Here is a 16,920-nt window from a genome sequence, read left to right as displayed (position 1 = left end):
ATGATTCGCCACGTCGTGCTGTTCACCTGGACCGAAGACGCCACCGAGGAGCAGAAGGCCACGGTCGCGACAGAGTTGCGCAAACTGCCGGGGATCATCCCGGAGATCCGGTCCTACACGGCGGACGCCGACGCGGGCATCAACCAGGGCAACCACGAGTTCGGGGTGGTCGCCGACTTCGACAACGTCGACGACTACCTGGTGTACCGCGATCACCCTCAGCACCAGAAGGTGATCGCGGAACACATCAAGCCGATCATCGCGAGCCGGGCGGCTCTGCAGCTCAGTCTTTAGGAGCTTCGTCGGTCCACCCGAGCTTCTTGATCACGTTGCTGTCGACCAGCTCGCCGACCGGCGAGCCGTCGGACCTCGTCGGTGTGCGCTGAATGGCCAGCAGGTCGCCGCTCTCCCGGTCGATGATGATCTGCTGGAGTACCTCCGGGCTGTTGAACAACAGCCCGAGTCCGGTACGTCCGTCGAGGTCCGTGACCCCGTCGGCCACCCGCACGCCGGGCAGCTCCGTGAGCATCCGGTAGAGCGCGGCACGCGTGCCCGGCGTGGTCTCGGCGTCCTCCAGCAGCTGACAGACGACGGTCCAGAGCCAGGTTTCCCGGTTGTCCCGGGGGTCGGAGTAGCGCTTGAGCAACTCGGCCTCGAGCGCCTCCGCGTCGGTGGGCAACCCTGTCACGGGCTTGAACTCCGACAGCTCCACCGGCCCGTAGAAGGTCTTGCCGACCTGGCAGCCGCTCTTGGAGTCGCAGAGCGGTGGCGATCCCGCGTCCTTCCATGCCTGCTCGTCGGCGCGCGTCACCGGTGCGGCGGTGAGATCAAGCTTCTTGATCCGCTGCACACCGTCTCGGCTGATCCACATCACCTCAGGATTGCGATACTCGACGGTGTAGTGGGGGGTGGCCTTCCTCGTGATCCGCACCATCTCGCGCCGCCACCAGGCGCCCTCACCGGGCGGCTGGGCGGCCAGCCGGTCCGCCGCCGTTGCGAGCGCCTGGGCCGGGTCCTCCTGAGTCGCGGCGGTGTCCGAGCCCCCGCCCAATCCTGGCACCACCACGAACCCGCCGATCAGCACCAGGGCGACGGACGCCGCCGCGAGCGCCACCCGGGACCAGCCGGGCAGACGTCGGCGCGGGGCATCGTTCAGCATCCGGGCGCGGACCGCCATCACCCGCGCGTGGTCGGCCGGCGGCACGTCCGGCATCACGTCGTCGATGAGCTGGAACTCCTTCATCAGACCTCAACTCCCAGCGCGTCACGTAGTTTGGTCCTGGCTCGGCTCAGCCGGGAGGCGACGGTGCCGTTGGCGATACCGAGCGCCGCGGCCACCTCGTCGTAGATCAGCCCGCCGTACGCGACGAGCAGCAGCACGTCGCGCTCACCGCGCGACAGCCCGGCCAGCGCGGCCGAGAGCTTCTGGACGGTCACCCCGGCGGCGACCCGGTCCACGACTCGCTGGTCGTGGCCGCCGTCGTCGCCTGGTGGCCCGGACCTGGCCAGTGCCCGGTAGCGCCGCATCTCGGCCCGCCGGTGCTTGCCGATGAGGTTGGTGGCGATGCCGTACAGCCATGGCCTGACGCCGCCCTTGGCGGCGTCGAAGCTGTCGCGACGGCGGAACGCGACGAGGAAGGTCTCGGCGGCGAGGTCCTCGGCGATGTCGAGGTCGAGGCGGCGGCCGATGTAACGGCGGATCTCCTCGTAGTGCGCGTCGAAGACCGTGGCGAACCGCTCGGGATCGGCCACCGCTCCGTCAAGAGACGTGATCATGCAAGGGTCTCCCTTGCCGGGGAACAGGGACACCTGTGATTACCCGCTCCCGGGAGACCCTTCCATCAGATTGCCCGCAGGATGGTCGACATTAGATGAGATCGGCGACCTGAAATGAGAGCACTGCTCTTGACTTGATCGCCACCGTGAGAGAGCATTGATCTCGTAAGAGAGCGGCGCTTCAAACGGAGGAGACATCATGGGCAAGCACGTCATCGCAGGAGCGGGACAAGTCGGCAAGCACCTTGCCGGGCACCTGCTCGCACAGGGGCACCAGGTCGTCGTGGTCACCAGGTCAGGCAAGGGCCCAGCCGGCGTCGAGTCCGTCGCGGCCGATCTCACCGACCGCGACCGGCTCGCCCGGATCGTCAAGGGCGCTGACGCCCTCCACAACTGCGCGGGTCCCGCCTACCCCCGCTGGGCACAGGACTGGCCGCCGCTGGCTTCCGCGTTGCTGGCCGCCGCCGAGGCCACCGGCGCGGTGCTCGTCACCGCCGGTAACCTCTACGCCTACGGACCCGTGACCACGCCGATGGTCGAGGACCTCCCCCTCGCCGCCCCCGGCGTCAAGGGCCGTGTCCGCGCCAAGATGTGGACCGACGCGCTGGCCGCGCATCAGGCCGGCCGTGCCCGCGTCACCGAGATCCGCAGTTCCGACTACTTCGGCCCGGGCGCCAGCGACCAGACCCCCGTCGGCACCCGCTTCGTGCCTTCGCTGCTCGCCGGCAAGAGCACGTCCTTCCTCGGCGACCCCGACCAGCCCCACTCGTGGACCTACCTGCCCGACGTGGCCGCCGCGATGGCCATCGCCGCCACCGATGAGCGAGCCTGGGGCCGTGCCTGGCACACCCCCAGCAACCCGGCGCTATCGGCCCGCGCACTGGCCGGGCGGCTGTGCGAACTCGCCGGAGCGCCCGCACCGCGCCTCAACCGCCCTCCGGCGCCGATCCTGCTCGCACTCGAGCTGATCAACCCCGTCATCCGTGAGCTGAAAGAGACGCGCTACCAGTTCGACCGACCCTTCGTCGTCGACTCCTCGGCGTTCGAGAACACCTTCGGCATGACCGCGACTCCGCTCGATGCCGCCCTCAAGGCCACCATCGCCGCCGCACCCACCACCTGACGTCGCAGGTGGCGGCGTCGAATCAGACTTCCGGCGGGTTGTTCTCGCGGTGCATCAGCTGGTTGTCGGAGGTACGGCCCCGCCTCGGGGCCAGCACGATGCTCAGGACCACGCCCACCCCGCCGACGATCATGAAGATGACGCCGATCGTGTCCATGTGCACACTCTGGCCGAACACGTCCGGCTCGATGGCGAATCGCAGGATGGCGCCGAGCGTGAGGAAGAAGATGCTGACCCCGACACCCATGACGACCTCCACAACGGCAAAGAGCACGTACGCCCTCGGTCATACCCGAGTATGCGTGATCACACGCTCAGGCGAGACAGGAGAGTGGCTTTCCGCCATTAAACGTGATCATGTCGGTGATGGCGGCGACAAGGTCGATCTGGCCGCCCCGGGGCAGTCCGTCCAGCTCGGCGTAGGCGCGGTGCAGGTTGCCGACGATGCGCTCGGCGTCGAGCAGCTCGCCCCACTCGCCCAGGTCGGTCTCGCGGGCCGCCTCCAGTGGGGTCAGTCCCGCCGCCCGGCCGCGCTCGGCGGTCGCCAGCACGAACTCCAGGTAGCCCCGCACCCGGTCGAAGACCTCGGGCCCGCACACGTCACCGTGCCCTGGCACGACCGTCTCCGCGCCCAGCTCCTTGAGCTGGTCGAGCGCCTCGATCCCGCCCGTCACCGAGCCCATCAGCACGAACGGCGTGCCGCCGTTGAAGGCCAGGTCGCCCGAGAACAGCAGCCGCCGCTCCGGGATCCAGACATAGGAGTCGTTGGTGGTGTGCGCGGCGAATCCGACATGCCGCACCTCGCACCGCAGCTCGTCGGAGTAGACCGTGATCCGGTCGCTGTAGGTGAGGAACGGCGCCACCGCCTCCAGATGGCCCACTCCACGTCCGGTGACCAGGCGAACGTCCGGTACTCCGGGATGCCCTCGGCCAGGATCAGCTCGCGGGTCCGCTCATGGGCGACGATGGTGGCCTCGGGGAAGAGGTAGTTGCCGAACGTGTGGTCGCCGTGGTGATGAGTGTTGATCAGCGTGGTGATCGGGCGGGCGCTGACCTCGGCGATGGCCCGCCGGTACGTCCGCGTGCGCCGCTCGGTCGAGCAGGCGTCGATGGAGATCACCCCGCGCCGCCCGGCCAGGAAGCCCGTGTTGTTGATCCACCAGCTCCCGTCAGGCTGAATGTAGGCGTAGATGCCTGACGAGACCTCTTCCAAACGGGGTGGCGGCAGAGGCTGGTCGTCGTGGTGAGAGGCACTCATGTCGCGAACGTACCGCGTGCGAGCCGTTCGGAGAGAGCGTTTTCCAGCAGAACGCCCGCTCCACGGCGGAGCGGGCGTTCAGCGGGAGGCGGATCCGGCGGCGGATCCAGAGGCAGGTCTAGAAGGCGGCCTCCGGGAGGTCCATCAGGTCCTGGCCGGTGGCGGTGAGCACCCGGCGCTCGGCGGCCAGGCGGGGCAGCACGGTCGCCGCGAAGAACGAGGCGGCGGCGACCTTGCCCTGGTAGAAGGGGTCCTCGCCGTCGGCGAGCCGGGCCAGCGCGATCTCGGCCTGGCGCAGCAGCAGCCAGCCGATCACCAGGTCGCCCAGGCCCAGGAGCAGCCTGGTCGTGTTGAGCCCGACCTTGTAGACCTCCTGCGGCGTCTCGAGCGCGCCCAGCGCCCAGCCGGCCATCGTGTCGCCCATGGCCTTGATGTCGGCGGCGGCCTCGGCGAGCAGCTTGCGCTCCTCCTTGAGGCGGCCGTTCCCGGCGTCGGAGGAGGCGAAGGCGTTGATCTCGGCCAGCAGCGAGTTGATGGCGGCGCCCTGGTTGCGCAGGATCTTGCGGAAGAACAGGTCCAGGCCCTGGATCGCGGTGGTGCCCTCGTACAGGGAGTCGATCTTGGCGTCCCGGATGTACTGCTCGATCGGGTAGTCCTGCAGGTAGCCGGAGCCGCCCAGCGTCTGCAGGGACCGGGCCAGCAGCTCGTACGAGCGCTCCGAGCCGACCCCCTTGACCAGGGGCAGCAGCAGGTCGTTCATGTCGCGCGCGTGCCGGTCGTCGGGGTTGACCTGGATGGTGTCCTGGAACGTGGCCGTGTAGAGCACCAGCGCGCGCATGCCCTCGACGTACGACTTCTGCAGCATCAGCTCGCGGCGTACGTCCGGGTGGTGGGTGATCGGCACCCGGGGAGCGGACTTGTCGGCCATCCTGGTCAGATCGGCACCCTGGGCGCGGCTCTTGGCGTACTCCAGGGCGTTCAGGTAGCCGGTGGAGAGCGTGGCGATGGCCTTGGTGCCGACCATCATGCGGGCGTGCTCGATCACCATGAACATCTGCCTGATGCCCTCGTGCACCTCACCGACCAGCCAGCCGATGGCCGGGTGCTTGTCGCCGAAGGTGAGCTCGCAGGTCGTGGAGACCTTAAGGCCCATCTTCTTCTCGACGTTGGTGACGTAGACGCCGTTGCGCTCGCCCAGCTCACCCGTCTCCAGGTCCACGTGGAACTTCGGCACCAGGAACATCGACAGGCCCTTGGTGCCGGGTCCGTGCCCCTCGGGGCGGGCCAGCACCAGGTGGAAGATGTTCTCGGCCATGTCGTGCTCGGCGCTGGTGATGAAGCGCTTGACGCCCTCGATGTGCCACGTGCCGTCGGGCTGGCGGATCGCCTTGGCGCGGCCCGCGCCGACGTCCGAGCCCGCGTCGGGCTCGGTCAGCACCATGGTGGCGCCCCAGTTGCGCTCGATGGCCAGCTCGGCGAAGCGCTTCTGCTCGTCGGTGCCGACCTCCCACAGGGTGTAGGCGAAATTGGGGCCGGCCGCGTACATGTAGAGGCCGGGGTTCGCGCCGAGGATCATCTCGGCCGTGGCCCAGGCCAGGCTCCGCGGGATGCCGGGGCCACCCAGCTCACTCGGCAGGTCGAGATGCGCCCAGCCGCCGTCGACCAGCGCTCTGAACGACTTCTTGACGCCCTCCGGCATGGTGACCGAGTTCGTGGCGGCGTCGAAGACCGGCGGGTGGCGGTCGCCCTCCTCGAACGACTCGGCCATGACGCCGGTGGCCAGTTTGTTGACCCCGTCCAGAAGGCCGCGGGCGATCTCCTCGTCGATGTCCGCATACGGCCCTGTGCCGAGGATCTCGCCTCGCCCGAACACCTCGAAGAGGTTGAACTCCAGGTCACGCACGTTGCTCTTGTAGTGGCCCATGGTGTCGATCTCCTTGAACCGGGGGCGTTATGTACTGGCGAGTAACCTTACTCGAAATGCTACCCGCGAGTAACCATGAATATGCGTGGCATGCTCATCTCCATGGACGCCGAAGAACTCGCCGCCCGGTGGCGAGAGCGACTGGACTCCTGGGCCATCCCCGCCGAGATCATGGCCAAGGCACCGGTCGACCCGTGGGGTCATTCCCCGGCGCGCTTCGCCACGCGCACCGACAGAGCGCTCGCGGAGCCCGACGACGGCCCCACCGCGACGCACCTCATCGAGGCGCTGGGCGAGCGCGCCACGCTGCTCGACGTCGGCGCGGGCGCCGGCGCCGCGTCGCTGCCCATGCACGATCGCCTCTCCACGCTGTACGCGGTCGACACTTCGGCCGGGATGCTCGACGAGCTCAGCCTCAGGGCGGACAAGCTCGGCGTCCCGCTCACCGCGGTCCAAGGCCGCTGGCCCGACGTGGCCGACCAGGTGCCGGTCGCCGACGTGGTGATCGCCGCGCACGTCATCTACAACGTGCCGGACCTGGCCGACTTCCTCCGCGCGCTGAACGACCACGCCCGGCGCCGCGTCGTGCTCGAACTCCCGCACCGCCATCCCATGAGCTGGATGGAGCCGCTGTGGCAGCACTTCCACAACGTGGGCCGCCCGGTCAGGCCCGTCGCCGAGGACTGCGTGGCGCTGGCGGCAGCGCTCGGCTACCGCGTACGGGTGGAGGAGCGTGAGGCGCCGCTGAACCGGTACAACTCCCTGGAGGAGCTGGCGGAGAGCGTCTGCCAGCGCGTCTGCCTCGACCCGTCGCGCTCGGCGGAGGTCGGCGCGACGGCCCTCGAACTCGGCATGTGGCCGCTCCCGCGCGAACGCTGGGTCACGATCTGGTGGGATCGACCCACGCGCTGATCCAGCATGTCAGGGATGGCTCAGGGTAGGTCCCCGATGCCATCGGGGGGTCTCAAAAGGCACTCTGAGGACATGAACGAAATCAGTCGACGCGATGAGGTCTCGTTGTCCGGCGCCGCGCTGCGCGGCGCCCCCTGGAGGGCCGCCGCCATCGGCGGTGGCGCGACGGCCGCCGCCAGTTTCGGGCTGGGCGTGATCCTGCCCGGCTCCGCCGACCTGGTGTGGGCGCTCGGCCTGGGGATCAGCGTCTTCGCGCTGGTCGCCGCCATCGGCGCGGTGTCCAAGCCGAACGAGGGCGACCGGGTGACCCGCCAGGCGCGCCTGTGGGCGCTGAAGCACCCGTGGCGGTTCGCCCTGCTGCCCGCCGCGATCACGGCGGTCCTGGACTATCCGGTGCAGCTGGTGCTCGACGGGGAGGGTGTGTTCGGTTCGGCCTTCGAGTCGGTCTGGCACGGCGCCCTGGTATATCTGATCGCCGGCGTCCTGACGCTCACGATGCAGGGACGAGCACGATCTTCCCAGTGACCCGGCGGTTGATCAGATCGTCCATCGCCCGCCCGGCCTCCTCCAGGGGCCTTGCCTCCGGTGGCGCCGGGTCGATCCCGGGCATCGTGAGCAGCTCCTGGAGCATCAGCCGGTTGGCGGCCGCGTGGCTCATCGACCACGCGCCCCAATCCACCCCCACCACCGCCCGGTTGCGCAGCAGCACCTGGTTGGCCGGTAGCCGCGGAATGCCGCCCCCGGCGAAGCCGACGACCAGGAGCCGCCCGCCTTCGCGCAGCGAGCGCAGCGCCTCCTCGGACAGTTCGCCCCCTACGGGATCCACCACCACGTCCACGCCCCAGCGTCTGGCGGCGGCCTTCAGCCCCTCGTAGCCGATGACCTCGTCCGCCCCGGCCCGCGCCGCGCGCTCGCGCTTCTCCGGCGTCGACGCGGCCGCCAGCACGGCGGCCCCCAGCGCCCTGGCCACCTGGATGGCCGCCAGCCCCACTCCACCGCCCGCGCCGAGCACCAGCACCCGCTCGCCGCGCCGCAGCCCGGCCCGCTCCTTGAGCGCGTACCTGGCCGTGCAGTAGCTCTGCGCGAACGCGGCCGCCGTCCGCGGCTCGAAGCCCTCCGGCAGAGGTACGGCCTGTGCCTCCGGGACGACCACGTGCGTCGCGTAACCGCCGATCCCGGTGATGGCGAGCACCCTGGTGCCGTCGGCCAGCCGCCCGGCCACCTCGTACCCCGGCGTGAACGGCAGCGGCGGCCTGATCTGGTAGGTGCCACCGACCATCAGCCCGTCGACGTAGTTGACCCCGGCCGCCTCGACCTCGACCACCACCTGGCCGGGACCCGCGACGGGATCGGGCCGCTCGACGAGCTCGACCGGCTTGCCGTACGCGGTGCAGACGACTGCCCTCATCCGGACAGCCTCTCCGATAGAACATCATTCTGGCAAGCGCTCCGGCATGATGCGGGCATGGACGAAAACTGGATAATCCGCCCTGCTCGCGCCGACGACGTGCCCGCCGTCGTGGCGATGCTGGCCGACGACCCGCTCGGCGCCAAGCGCGAGGGAGACCCGGCCGATGAGCGGTACCTGGCGGCATTCGCCCGGATCGACGCCAACCCCTACGACGAGCTGATCGTCGCCGAGCGTGAGGGCAAGATCCTGGGGACGATGCAGCTCACCTACCTGGCCGGGCTGTCGCGGCTCGGCGCCGAGCGCTGCCAGATCGAGGCCGTCAGGGTCGACGCCACGACCCGGGGCCAGGGTCTGGGCCGGGAGATGATGCGGTGGGCGATCGACCGGGCGCGCGCCCGGGGCTGCGCGATCGTCCAGCTCACCTCGGACAAGACGCGCGTCGACGCGCACCGGTTCTACGACTCGCTCGGCTTCAAGGCCTCACACGAGGGCTACAAACTGTCGCTGAGCTGACAAGGGCTGACCTCCACCAGGTTGTCGTGGTACGAGGGGCCCCGGCCCATGTCGGCGTCGCGTTCCGCCACGACCGTGTTGGGGTTCGCGCCGCCGGGGTTGTGCTTGGGCCAGCTCCCCTTGGGCGAGGCCACCACGCCACGCGCCACCCGGTCGCTCACCTCGACGTCGGCCAGGAACTCGCCGCCCTCGTTGTGCACCCGCACCCGCTGCCCGCTCACCAGCCCGCGCGCCTCGGCGTCGGCCGGGTTGACCAGCACCACGGGGTCCTTGGCCCGGCGCCTGAGCTCCGGGTTGTTGCCGAAGATCGTGTTGAGGAAGGTGTGCGCCGCCGGTGTCACCAGGGTCAGCGGGTACGGTGAGGCGCCGGCCGTACGCAGGGAATGGGGTGGCACGTACGCCTTGCCGTGCGGCGGGAAGCGGAGCCGCCCCGAGGCGGTGGGGAAGCCGTCGGCGAACGGGGTGAACGGCCGGGGGTAGTTCATCCGCACCCAGCCCTCCTTGCGCAGCCGGTCCAGCGTGACGCCCTCCAGCGACGGATGGCCGCTGCTCAGCAGCTGCTCGGCCAGCTCCAGGTCGGAGTCGTACAGCGACTGCTCCGTCATGCCCATGTGCGCGGCCAGGCGGCGGAACGTCTCGGCGGTGGACAGGCACTCGCCGGGCGGCGCCACGGCGGGCTCGTTCCAGAGGAGGTAGAGATGGCCGTATCCCGCGTGCAGGTCCATGTGCTCGGTCTGCATGGTCGCGGGGAGCACGATGTCGGCGTAGTCGACCGTGTCGGTGGGGAAGTGCTCCATGACCACGGTGAACAGGTCCTCGCGGGCCAGTTGCCGCCGGATCCTGTTGGTGTCGGAGGTCGAGCCGACCGGGTTGGCGGCGTAGACCCAGAGGCACTTCACCGAGTCGAGCTCGGAGGCCAGCCGGGTCATGGTCAGCGTACGGACGGGCTTGGCCAGCAGGTCGTCGCGGGTGTCGATGTCGAGGTGCACGTGGCCGCTGGTGGAGTAGGCCAGGCCACCGCCCGGATGGCGCCAGTCGCCCGTGACACCGGGGATCGCGCCGATCGTCCGCAGCGCGGTGCCGCCGCCCGCGTGCCGCTGGACGCCCATCGTGGCCCGGATCGCGGTCGGCCGGGTGTGCGCGACCCGCATCCCGAGCTCGCGGATGTCGGCGGCGGGGATGCCGGTGATCTCCGCGGCCCGCTCGACGGGATACTCCAGGATCTCCGCGCGGAAGGACTCCCAGCCCTGGGTGTGCTCGGCGAGGAATTCCTCGTCCTGGGCGCCCTCGGCGAGCACCACGTTCAGCAGCCCGAGCGCGAGCACGGCGTCGGTGCCCGGCCTGATCGCCAGGTGCTGGTCCGCCTGGTCGGCGGTCCTGGTGCGGATCGGGTCGATGGCCACCACGTGGGCACCGGCGGCGCGGGCGTCCTGGATGAACTTCCACAGGTGATGCCCGCTGGTCAGCGTGTTCGTGCCCCACAGCAGGATGAGCTTGGACAGCGCGAGGTCCTCGGGGTCCATGCCGGCGGGCGTGCCGTTGGTCAGGGTCAGCCCGGCGCCGCCGGCCGTGGCGCAGATGTTCAGCCAGTGCTTGGACGCGCCGAGCATGTTCCAGAACCGGCGCCCGGCGACGCCCTCGGCGCCCTGGATGTAGCCGAGCGAGCCCGTGCCCACGTACGGCCAGATCGCCTCGCCGCCGTGCTCGTCGACGATGCTCCGCAGCCTGGACCCGATCTCGTCGAACGCCTCGTCCCAGGTGATGCGCTCGAACTGCCCCGAACCCTTGGGTCCGGTACGGCGCAGCGGATACAGGATGCGGTCGTCCGCCTGGGTGTGCTCCAGATACCGGTTGACCTTCACGCACAGCGCGCCCCTGGTGTAGGGCTGCTCCGGGTTGCCGCGCATCTTCACGGCCTTGCCGTCCTCGACGGTGACGATCCAAGAGCAGGTATCCGGGCAGTCCAGTGGACATGCTCCCAAAACCCTCAATTCACCCGACATGCGACACAGCTTACGTGTCACTCCACCGGGCGTTATGGGACGCCACGGCAGGCTCCGACTCGCGGTAGAAATCAAAGGTGAAGGATTGGCAGGACCCAAAGATCGTACGGTCGGTCGGGAAGGTGCAGAATCTCTGTCGGTGGCCGAAATCAGGGAACGTGATGACGCGGAGGACCTCGCGGAGGGGGATCCAGCCGTGGACGAAGCGCGCGCTCACCCGGACGTCTACGTAGTCGAGCCGCTGCTGCCGCAGCGCCTGCGCCGGCCCTCGGACCTGCTGCGCTTCCTGTCCACGCTGGTCGTGCTCGCCGCGGTCGTCCTCATCGCCCTGGTCGCCAAGCAGACGCTCAACGGCCTCGAAGCGGACGTCAAAGAGGGCACCACCCTCGTCCCCGATCTGCTCAGCCGCGTCGCGACGTTCCTCGGCGGCGCGGCCGTGCTCATCGTGCCGGTGGCCTTCGCCGTCGAGCGCGTCTTCCACCGCGACGGCCTGCGCGTCGCCGAGGGTCTGATCGCCGCGATCATCGGCATGGTCGGCTCGTTCCTGCTCGGCCAGTGGCTGATCGGCGGCAGCGTCGAGGACCTGCGCATGCTGCTGACCGGCGGGCGGTCCATCGAGCCGCTCAACACGCTGCTCACCTCTGTGGTCGCCTACGCCACCGCCGTGCGCATCTCGCGCCGCCCCACCTGGCGCATGCTCATGTGGACGGTGATCGCGCTCGACATCTTCGCCCTCTTCTCCGGCCGGCAGATCACGCTGCCGGGCGCGATCGTGCCCGTCCTGGTCGGCATGGCCGTGGGCTACGGCACCTTGTACGGCGTGGGCAGCCCCAACACCCGGCCGCCCGGCAACGCGGTCATCGCCGCGCTCCGAAAGCTCTCCTTCTCCCCGGTCTCGGCCCGCCGCATCGAGGACGACCACCAGGGCAGCCGCCGCTACGCCATCGGGCTCAAGGACGCAAGCCGCCTCGACGTCACCGTGCTCGACCGCGACCGGCAGGTCGCCGGCCTGCCGTACCGGCTCTGGCGGCGGATCCGGCTCAACTCCGAGACCAGGCGCAGGGCGATCAGGTCGCTCCGCGCCGAGCTGGAGCGCGAGGCGCTCATGGCCTACGCCGCGCAGGCGGCGGGCGCGAGCACGCCGCGCCTGCTCGGCACCAGCGAGATCGGCACCGAGGCCGCGCTGCTCGCCTACGAGCACCTTGAGACGCGCCCGCTCGACGACGTGCCCGACGCCGACATCGACGACGCCCTGCTCGCGCAGATCTGGGAACAGGTCGCGCTGCTGCAGATCCAGCGGCTCGCCCACCGCCGGCTGACCGGCGACAGCATCCACCTCGACCAGGCCGGCCGGGTCGTGCTCACCGACGCCCGCAGCGGTGAGATCGCCGCCGGCGACCTGCTGCTCCGGCTCGACGTCGCGCAGCTGCTCACCTACCTGGCGCTCCGCGTCGGCGCCGAGCGATCCGTCAGGGCCGCCGCCGCCGTCATGGGTTCCGACGCGCTGGCCGCCGCGATGCCCCTGCTCCAGCGCATCGCCCTCACCCGCGAGACGCGATCGGCGCTGTCGAAGGACAAGGGCGCGCTCGCCGCGCTGCGCGAGCACATCGTCGCGCTCAAGCCGCAGGGCAAGGTCGAGGAGATCCGGCTGGAGCGGTTCCGGCCGCGCACCCTGGTCACGATCATCGCCAGCACGCTGGCCGCCTACTTCCTGCTGTCGCAGCTCAGCCAGGTCAACCTGATGCGGGTCATCACCACCGCCAACTGGGCCTGGTCGGGGCTGGCGCTGGTCGCCTCGTTCGTCAGCTTCGTGGCCGCCGCGCTGATGCTCAGGGGCTTCGTACCCGAGCATCTGCCGCTCTGGCGCACGGTGCTCGTCCAGTTCGCGGCCTCGTTCGTCAAACTCGTCACGCCCGCCGCCGTCGGCGGCGTCGCGATCAACACCCGCTACCTGCAGAAGCGCGGCATCTCGCCGGCGCTCGCGGTGGCCAGCGTGGGCGCCTCGCAGCTCAGCATGATGGTCTTCCACATCGCGCTGCTGCTGCTGTTCGCCTACATCACCGGGTCCAACACCGCCACCGCGTTCAGTCCGTCACGTGGGCTGGTCGTGGTGATGCTGGCGGTGGCGGTGCTGGTCGTGGTGCTGTTCGGGGTGCCGCCGCTGCGCCGGTTCATCACCGGGCGGATGCACTCGCTGTTCGCCAACGTGCTGCCCCGGCTGCTCGACGTGCTGCAGACGCCGCGCAAGATGATCGAGGCCTGCGTGGGCACGCTGATGATCACCATCGCGTTCGTCGTCTGCCTCGACGCCTGCGTCGAGGCCTTCGGCGGCGAGATCGGCTTCACCACCGTCGCCGTCGTCTACCTCACGGCCAACGCGATCGGCTCGGCCGCGCCCACACCTGGTGGCCTGGGCGCGGTCGAGGGGGCGCTCACGCTGGGCCTGACCGTGGCCGGGCTGCCCGCCGAGCTGGCCACGTCGGCCGTGCTGCTGCACCGGCTGCTCACGTTCTGGCTGCCGGTGCTGCCGGGCTGGGCCTCCTTCACCTACCTCCAGCGGCACGAGGCCCTGTGACCTTGTCGATGGCGTCGAGCTCGTCCTGAGTGAACGCCGGGCCGTCGACGCAGGCCACGTTGTCCTCCAGCTGCTTCACGCTGCTCGCGCCGATCAGCACGCTGGTCACCCGCGGATCCCTGATCGCCCACGACAGCGCCATCTGCGCCAGCGACTGGCCGCGGCTCCCGGCGATCTCGTTGAGGTCGCGCGCTAGATCGAGGTCGATCCGGTCGGCGCTCAGGAACCTGCTGGTCGCCGCCCGCGAGTCGGCGGGCACGCCGTCGAGATAGCGGTCAGTCAGCAGCCCCTGGGCGAGCGGTGAGTACACGATGCACCCCATGCCCGCCTCCTCCAGCACGTCGAGCAGCCCGTCCTCGATCCAGCGGTTGATCATCGAGTAGGACGGCTGGTGGATGAGCAGCGGCGTGCCCAGCTCCGCCATGATCCGCGCGGCCTGCGCGGTCTGCTCGGCGGAGTAGTTGGAGATCCCCGCGTACAGCGCCTTGCCCGAGCGCACCGCCCGGTCCAGCGCGCCCATCGTCTCCTCCAGCGGCGTCTCGGGATCGGGCCGGTGGCTGTAGAAGATGTCGACGTAGTCGAGCCCCATCCGCCCCAGCGACTGGTCGAGGCTGGCGAGCACGTACTTGCGCGAACCCCATTCGCCGTACGGACCCGGCCACATGTCGTAGCCGGCCTTGGTGGAGATGACCAGCTCGTCTCGGTAGCCGGCGAAGTCCTCGCGGAAGATCCCGCCGAAGTTCCGCTCCGCCGAGCCGTACGGCACGCCGTAGTTGTTGGCCAGGTCGAAGTGCGTGACGCCCAGGTCGAACGCCCGCCGCAGGATCGCCCGCGAGTTGTCGATCGGCCGGTTGTCGCCGAAGTTATGCCACAGGCCGAGCGAGACGGCCGGCAACTTGAGGCCGCTCCTCCCGCTGCGGTTGTACGGCTGGCGCTCGTAACGGGTGTCGTCCGGCTGGTAGGTCATGCGGTGCCCCTCTCGATGATCCAGGAGAGCGCGAAGGCCTCTTCGCGCCAGGCGTCATAGCGCCCGCTCCGGCCGCCGTGTCCCGCTCCCATCTCCGTCTTCAGCAGGAACGGCCCGCCACCGGCCGTCGCCCGGAGCCTGGCGATCCACTTCGCGGGCTCGTGGTACATGACCCGGGTGTCGTTCAGGCTGGTGATCGCGAGGATCGGTGGGTACGGGCGGCCGTCGACGTTCTCGTACGGTGTGTAGCTCTTCATATACGCGTAGACATCGGGGTTGTGCAGGGGATCGCCCCACTCGTCCCATTCGATCACAGTGAGCGGCAGCGACGGGTCGAGGATCGTGTTGAGCGCGTCGACGAACGGCACCTCGGCCACCACGCCCGCGAACTCCTCCGGCGCCAGGTTCGCCACCGCGCCCATCAGCAGGCCGCCGGCCGAGCCGCCCCTGGCGATGACCCGCTCGCTCCAGCCCGACGCCTTCAGGTGCCTGGCCGCCGCGACGAAGTCGGTGAAGGTGTTCTTCTTCCGGGTGAGCTTGCCCTCCTCGTACCAGCGGCGGCCCATCTCGCCGCCGCCCCTGATGTGCGCCACGGCGAAGATGAAACCGCGGTCGAGCAGGGACAGCCTGGGGACCGAGAAGCCCGGGTCGATGGAGGTCTCGTAGCTGCCGTAGCCGTACAGGACGGTGGGGGCTGGCTTCGCGGTGTCCTTGCGCTTGACGAGGGAGATCGGCACCCGCGTGCCGTCCTCGGCGGTGGCCCACTCACGGAACTGCTCGTAGTCGGCCGGGTCGTAGCCGCCCAGGACAGGGCGCTGCTTGAGCAGGATCAGCTCGTGGGTGGCCAGGTCGTAGTCGTAGACGCTGGCCGGGGTGATCATGCTGGTGTAGGCGAGCCTGAGCCGGCCGGTGCTGAACTCCGGGTTGCCCGCGGGGCCGACCTCGTAGAGCGGCTCGGGGAACTCGATCTCGTATTCGGCGGCCTCGCGCGGCAGGACGCGGATGCCGGTCAGCCCGTCGCGGCGGAAGTGGACGACGGCGTGGCCGGCGAACGCGTCGATCTCCAGGAGCCTGGTGTCGGCGCTGTGGGCGATCAGCGGCGTCCAGGTGCCGGGGTCGTCGAGCGGGGCGGTGGCCAGTTCGAAGTTCTCGGCGCCCTCGTTGTGGAGCACGTAGAAGAAGTCACCGGCGTGCTCGATGCCGTACTCGACACCCGTCTTCCTGGGGCGGACGACCTGGAACTCGCCCGTCGGGTCGTTCGCGTCGAGGATGCGCACCTCGCTGGTGATCTTGCTGCCCGCGCCGAGCACGAGGTACTTCTCGCTGCGGGTGAGCCCGATGCCGACCCAGTAGCGCTCGTCGGGCTCCTCGTAGACCAGGACGTCGTCGCGCGTGCCGAGCGTGTGCCGGTAGACCTGGAACGGACGCCAGGCGTCGTCGACGCGCGTGTAGAAGAACGCCGACCCGTCGGCCGACCAGGCGCCGCCGTAGAAGACGTTCTCGATCTCGTCGTCGAGCAACTCTCCCGTCTCGAGGTTCTTGAACCTCAGCGTGAAGCGCTCGTCGCCCTTGTAGTCGGTGGAGTAGGCCAGCAGTGTCCCGTCGGGCGTCATGGCGCTGGTGCCGACGGAGAAGAACGGGCTGTCGCCCGCCAGCTCGTTGCCGTCGAGGATGACCTGCTCCTGGTCGAGCCGCACGCCCGGGGTGACCGCAGGCGGGGTCTCGCCGTCCGCGGGCACGCGGCAGGAGACGGCGTACTGCTTGCCCTCCTCGGTGCGACTGAAGTACCACCAGGCGCCCTTGCGGCTCGGCACCGACAGGTCGGTCTCCTGGGTGCGCCCCTTGATCTCCTGGAAGACCTGCTCCTGGAGGTCGCCGAGGTGAGCGGTCTGGTGTTGGAGGAACGCGTTCTCCGCCTCCAGGTAGGCGATCGTGTCGGGATCGTCCTTATTGGTAAGCCAGGCGTACTCGTCGATCACGGTGTCGCCGTGATGGGTGCGCTCAGTTGGAGATTTCTTCGCCACAGGCGGTGTGTTGCTGCTCACGTGGGGAGTCTATGTTCCTGGCCGTGATCGTTCTGTGGCCGTTGATCGGAGTGAAGGCGTCTCGAGTGGTCGGAGGCGCTGCTAATCTTTAGAAGCCGCCAGGGTGCGGCGCAACCAACCTCTTCCACTTCGGTGGCTTTGATGTGCGTTGCGCTGTGCTGGGCGGCAGTCGCTTCGATTCGCTACCCGGTCTACGGGATGGTAAATTGAAGAGGCGGTCGACATTCTAAGCAAGTCCGGTCAGTTTGACAGAAAAACGGACTGGTGAAAGAATAGAGACACAACGAAAGAACGAAATGAGCGCCTCTCGCAGGTTGAGGAGTACGCGTCCGTTTCTTGAGAACTCAACAGTGTGTTAAAAGCCAGTGCATGATGCACAACCCCGTCATGTCCATGCTTTCGGGTGTGGATGA

Annotated in this window: 15 protein-coding genes and 1 pseudogene; 6 read left to right on the top strand and 10 right to left on the bottom strand. The window is 69.4% G+C overall.

Annotated features, from left to right (window positions below):
• A complete protein-coding gene (locus AB0B91_RS16055; protein WP_358319281.1) occupies positions 1–294 on the top strand; it encodes a Dabb family protein in 294 nt (97 codons plus the stop codon).
• Here the strand turns inward: AB0B91_RS16055 and AB0B91_RS16050 are convergent.
• Together AB0B91_RS16050 and AB0B91_RS16045 are read right to left on the bottom strand one after the other, a co-directional pair.
• The gene (locus AB0B91_RS16050) at positions 284–1,243 is read right to left on the bottom strand and encodes a CU044_5270 family protein (protein ID WP_358319278.1); all 960 of its coding nucleotides are present in this window, start codon (positions 1,241–1,243) and stop codon (positions 284–286) included. The two genes, AB0B91_RS16055 and AB0B91_RS16050, sit on opposite strands and share 11 nt — an antisense overlap.
• On the bottom strand, positions 1,243–1,776 hold the full coding sequence (locus AB0B91_RS16045; RefSeq protein WP_358319275.1) for an RNA polymerase sigma factor: 534 nt from the start codon (positions 1,774–1,776) through the stop codon (positions 1,243–1,245). Before AB0B91_RS16045 ends, AB0B91_RS16050 begins: the two co-directional genes overlap by 1 nt.
• Positions 1,777–1,975: 199 nt before the next feature.
• Here AB0B91_RS16045 and AB0B91_RS16040 point away from each other — a divergent pair, with 199 nt between their 5' ends.
• Complete coding sequence (locus AB0B91_RS16040; protein ID WP_358319272.1) at positions 1,976–2,899, top strand: NAD-dependent epimerase/dehydratase family protein; 924 nt, start codon at positions 1,976–1,978, stop codon at positions 2,897–2,899.
• A gap of 22 nt (positions 2,900–2,921) precedes the next feature.
• Here the strand turns inward: AB0B91_RS16040 and AB0B91_RS16035 are convergent, their stop codons facing one another.
• The 4 genes and pseudogenes from AB0B91_RS16035 to AB0B91_RS16020 all read right to left on the bottom strand — a co-directional run bounded on the left by AB0B91_RS16035 (position 2,922) and on the right by AB0B91_RS16020 (position 6,081).
• Positions 2,922–3,146, bottom strand: a complete 225-nt coding sequence (locus tag AB0B91_RS16035; protein WP_358319270.1) for a hypothetical protein — start codon at positions 3,144–3,146, stop codon at positions 2,922–2,924.
• Positions 3,147–3,213: 67 nt separating this feature from the next.
• A complete protein-coding gene (locus AB0B91_RS16030; RefSeq protein ID WP_358319267.1) occupies positions 3,214–3,780 on the bottom strand; it encodes an MBL fold metallo-hydrolase in 567 nt (188 codons plus the stop codon).
• Positions 3,781–3,893: 113 nt separating this feature from the next.
• Positions 3,894–4,157, bottom strand: a pseudogene (locus AB0B91_RS16025) (MBL fold metallo-hydrolase); the annotation flags it as partial.
• 118 nt (positions 4,158–4,275) lie between these two features.
• The gene (locus AB0B91_RS16020) at positions 4,276–6,081 is read right to left on the bottom strand and encodes an acyl-CoA dehydrogenase (RefSeq protein WP_358319264.1); all 1,806 of its coding nucleotides are present in this window, start codon (positions 6,079–6,081) and stop codon (positions 4,276–4,278) included.
• Positions 6,082–6,171: 90 nt separating this feature from the next.
• Here AB0B91_RS16020 and AB0B91_RS16015 point away from each other — a divergent pair, with 90 nt between their 5' ends.
• Complete coding sequence (locus AB0B91_RS16015) at positions 6,172–6,993, top strand: methyltransferase domain-containing protein (protein WP_358319261.1); 822 nt, start codon at positions 6,172–6,174, stop codon at positions 6,991–6,993.
• Positions 6,994–7,065: 72 nt separating this feature from the next.
• Positions 7,066–7,518, top strand: coding sequence for a hypothetical protein (locus AB0B91_RS16010; protein WP_358319258.1), 453 nt, complete (start codon positions 7,066–7,068; stop codon positions 7,516–7,518).
• Here AB0B91_RS16010 and AB0B91_RS16005 read toward each other — a convergent pair.
• Positions 7,484–8,401, bottom strand: a complete 918-nt coding sequence (locus AB0B91_RS16005) for a zinc-binding dehydrogenase (RefSeq protein ID WP_358319255.1) — start codon at positions 8,399–8,401, stop codon at positions 7,484–7,486. The genes AB0B91_RS16010 and AB0B91_RS16005 overlap by 35 nt on opposite strands.
• A gap of 57 nt (positions 8,402–8,458) precedes the next feature.
• Here AB0B91_RS16005 and AB0B91_RS16000 point away from each other — a divergent pair, with 57 nt between their 5' ends.
• Complete coding sequence (locus AB0B91_RS16000; protein WP_358319252.1) at positions 8,459–8,917, top strand: GNAT family N-acetyltransferase; 459 nt, start codon at positions 8,459–8,461, stop codon at positions 8,915–8,917.
• Here the strand turns inward: AB0B91_RS16000 and AB0B91_RS15995 are convergent.
• The gene (locus tag AB0B91_RS15995; RefSeq protein ID WP_358319249.1) at positions 8,896–10,920 is read right to left on the bottom strand and encodes a molybdopterin oxidoreductase family protein; all 2,025 of its coding nucleotides are present in this window, start codon (positions 10,918–10,920) and stop codon (positions 8,896–8,898) included. The genes AB0B91_RS16000 and AB0B91_RS15995 overlap by 22 nt on opposite strands.
• Before the next feature lie 139 nt (positions 10,921–11,059).
• Between AB0B91_RS15995 and AB0B91_RS15990 the strand changes: the two genes are divergently transcribed.
• Positions 11,060–13,495, top strand: coding sequence for a lysylphosphatidylglycerol synthase transmembrane domain-containing protein (locus AB0B91_RS15990; RefSeq protein WP_358319247.1), 2,436 nt, complete (start codon positions 11,060–11,062; stop codon positions 13,493–13,495).
• Here the strand turns inward: AB0B91_RS15990 and mgrA are convergent.
• Both mgrA and AB0B91_RS15980 read right to left on the bottom strand, forming a co-directional pair.
• Positions 13,464–14,462 carry an L-glyceraldehyde 3-phosphate reductase gene (gene mgrA / locus AB0B91_RS15985; RefSeq protein WP_358319244.1) on the bottom strand — a complete coding sequence of 333 codons (999 nt, stop codon included), beginning with the start codon at positions 14,460–14,462 and terminating at the stop codon, positions 13,464–13,466. The two genes, AB0B91_RS15990 and mgrA, sit on opposite strands and share 32 nt — an antisense overlap.
• Positions 14,459–16,507 (bottom strand): S9 family peptidase, encoded by a 2,049-nt coding sequence (locus AB0B91_RS15980; protein WP_358319241.1) that lies wholly within the window; start codon positions 16,505–16,507, stop codon positions 14,459–14,461. Before AB0B91_RS15980 ends, mgrA begins: the two co-directional genes overlap by 4 nt.
• Positions 16,508–16,920 lie beyond the last annotated feature (413 nt).

This window comes from Nonomuraea sp. NPDC049141 (assembly GCF_040648415.1).
Taxonomy (GTDB): Bacteria; Actinomycetota; Actinomycetes; order Streptosporangiales; family Streptosporangiaceae; genus Nonomuraea.
Note: the sequence above shows the minus strand (reverse complement) of the source record. Positions and strands in the feature narration are given on the sequence as shown.

What these genes read in the sequence shown, in the direction of transcription:
- AB0B91_RS16020 (WP_358319264.1), bottom strand. Translation starts at nt 6,081, where the DNA reads ATGGGCCACTACAAGAGCAACGTGCGTGACCTGGAGTTCAACCTCTTC.
- AB0B91_RS16000 (WP_358319252.1), top strand. Translation starts at nt 8,459, where the DNA reads ATGGACGAAAACTGGATAATCCGCCCTGCTCGCGCCGACGACGTGCCC.
- AB0B91_RS16010 (WP_358319258.1), top strand. Translation starts at nt 7,066, where the DNA reads ATGAACGAAATCAGTCGACGCGATGAGGTCTCGTTGTCCGGCGCCGCG.
- AB0B91_RS16040 (WP_358319272.1), top strand. Translation starts at nt 1,976, where the DNA reads ATGGGCAAGCACGTCATCGCAGGAGCGGGACAAGTCGGCAAGCACCTT.
- AB0B91_RS16015 (WP_358319261.1), top strand. Translation starts at nt 6,172, where the DNA reads ATGCTCATCTCCATGGACGCCGAAGAACTCGCCGCCCGGTGGCGAGAG.
- AB0B91_RS15995 (WP_358319249.1), bottom strand. Translation starts at nt 10,920, where the DNA reads ATGTCGGGTGAATTGAGGGTTTTGGGAGCATGTCCACTGGACTGCCCG.
- AB0B91_RS16055 (WP_358319281.1), top strand. Translation starts at nt 1, where the DNA reads ATGATTCGCCACGTCGTGCTGTTCACCTGGACCGAAGACGCCACCGAG.
- AB0B91_RS16035 (WP_358319270.1), bottom strand. Translation starts at nt 3,146, where the DNA reads ATGGGTGTCGGGGTCAGCATCTTCTTCCTCACGCTCGGCGCCATCCTG.
- AB0B91_RS16005 (WP_358319255.1), bottom strand. Translation starts at nt 8,401, where the DNA reads ATGAGGGCAGTCGTCTGCACCGCGTACGGCAAGCCGGTCGAGCTCGTC.
- AB0B91_RS16045 (WP_358319275.1), bottom strand. Translation starts at nt 1,776, where the DNA reads ATGATCACGTCTCTTGACGGAGCGGTGGCCGATCCCGAGCGGTTCGCC.
- mgrA (WP_358319244.1), bottom strand. Translation starts at nt 14,462, where the DNA reads ATGACCTACCAGCCGGACGACACCCGTTACGAGCGCCAGCCGTACAAC.
- AB0B91_RS16050 (WP_358319278.1), bottom strand. Translation starts at nt 1,243, where the DNA reads ATGAAGGAGTTCCAGCTCATCGACGACGTGATGCCGGACGTGCCGCCG.